Here is a 1,126-nt window from a genome sequence, read left to right on the forward strand (position 1 = left end):
AGGCGGCGTCGGACACGTCGCGGTCGCGGTGGGCGGCCAGTTCGGCCGCCACGGACTCGTCCCCGGCGACCAGGGCGGCGGCGAGCTCGAGGCCCGCGTCGAGGAGGTCCCCCTCCACGATCCGGTCCATCAGGCCGAGCCCGTGCGCCGCGCGGGCGTCGAGCATGCGGTTGTCGTCGAGGGGGTTCTTCAGCACGACGTCGACGGCGGCCTCCGGGCCGATCAGATGGGGCACGCGCCACACGCCGGACCAGCCGGGGATCAGGCCGAGCCGGACCTCGGGCAGGCCGAAGCCCTTCGCATCGGCGGCCACCACGCGGTGTCCGGCGGCCAGGGCCAGCTCGAGGCCGCCGCCGAGGGCGAGGCCGTTCACGAGCGCGACCGTGGGGATCTCGAGGGCCGCGAGCCGGTCGTAGACGGCGTGGCCGAGCAGGGCCAGGTCGCGGCCGACGTCGTCGGTGAGGCCCGCGATCAGGGACAGGTCCGCCCCGGCCGCGAAGGTCCCCTCCACACCGGTCACGGCCAGGGCCTGGATCTCGCCCGCGGCGGCCCGGGCGGCCTGCTCGTCGAGCACCCGGCCGAGGCCGAGGAGCGTGGCCGGGCCCAGGGTCGCGGGCCGGCGGGGTCCCTGCCCGTTGTCCAGCGTGAGCAGCGCGAGCGTGCCCGCACCCTCGGGCAGGGCGTGGTCGGTCACGGTGACGGTGGTGACGACCTCATCCGGGGCCAGGGCGGGCAGGTGGTCGAAGGAAGCAAGAGAAACGGATGTCATGCGGGTCACACTACCGGCGAGTAGCCTCCGCGTCGACGCGACGCGACGGACCGATCCGGCCGGCCGCGTCGGGGGCTCAGGCGCCGGCGGGATCGGGGTCGAGGAGCGCGACCGTGACGATCGCGCCGACGTTCTCCACCTGCCACGGGCGCGCGCCCCGCTCCGTCAGGAACGCGTCGACGGTCTCGGGGGTGATCGGGGCGGGCGGGATCCAGCAGATCCGCCGGAGGGTGTCCGGGGTGAGGAGGTTCTCGGTGGGCATCCCCAAGATCGGAAAGAGGGGTGGAGCGGGAAAGAGCGGTTCGGACGAGGTAGCTACCAGAGGTCCACGTATCGCTCACGATGATCGTACAAGTC

Annotated in this window: 2 protein-coding genes; both read right to left on the reverse strand. The window is 74.1% G+C overall.

The window, feature by feature from the left end:
• Positions 1-769, reverse strand: a 769-nt coding sequence (locus D8M29_RS12565) for an enoyl-CoA hydratase/isomerase family protein (RefSeq protein ID WP_238693424.1), incomplete at its 3' end; no start/stop codon positions are given.
• A gap of 76 nt (positions 770-845) precedes the next feature.
• A complete protein-coding gene (locus D8M29_RS12570) occupies positions 846-1,031 on the reverse strand; it encodes a hypothetical protein (RefSeq protein WP_370450179.1) in 186 nt (61 codons plus the stop codon).
• Positions 1,032-1,126: the final 95 nt, after the last annotated feature.

This window comes from Micrococcus sp. HSID17227, from assembly GCF_003989405.1.
Taxonomy (GTDB): Bacteria; Actinomycetota; Actinomycetes; order Actinomycetales; family Micrococcaceae; genus Micrococcus; species Micrococcus luteus.

Excerpts from the sequence above, each read along its gene's own strand:
- D8M29_RS12570 (WP_370450179.1), bottom strand. The coding sequence starts at position 1,031 with ATGCCCACCGAGAACCTCCTCACCCCGGACACCCTCCGGCGGATCTGC.